The sequence below is a fragment of the Sphingomonas sp. 10B4 genome (assembly GCF_035019905.1).
Taxonomy (GTDB): Bacteria; Pseudomonadota; Alphaproteobacteria; order Sphingomonadales; family Sphingomonadaceae; genus Sphingomonas; species Sphingomonas glacialis.
In genome coordinates this window covers 1-269 of sequence record NZ_JASJVC010000330.1, presented here as the reverse complement: position 1 = coordinate 269, position 269 = coordinate 1, and the positions used below count along the sequence as shown (strand labels likewise).

Here is a 269-nt window from a genome sequence, read left to right as displayed (position 1 = left end):
GATTTTCATACGTTTTATTCTAGGAATTGTTTTGCTCCAGGTTCTGGGATGCTCTTCCGTACAAAGCTATCCCAAGTCCGATCACTATGATGGCACCAGCTTCTTTAATCCTGACAATCCAAAAGGTAACGGACTTTGGGACGGCTTCAAGTTACTGTTTTCGTTTGATTTTGAAAGCTGGCCAGACTCGGTTAAAAATGCTCAGGCTCTTAATCTCCATAGCAATCTGGGTAAGGACGAGGTAGCCATTACCTTTGTAAATCATGCGA

The 269-nt window shown here is 42.8% G+C and carries 1 pseudogene; it reads left to right on the top strand.

Annotated elements, in window-relative coordinates:
• Positions 1 to 31: 31 nt before the first annotated feature.
• Positions 32 to 269, top strand: a pseudogene (locus QN347_RS20010) (hypothetical protein); the annotation flags it as partial.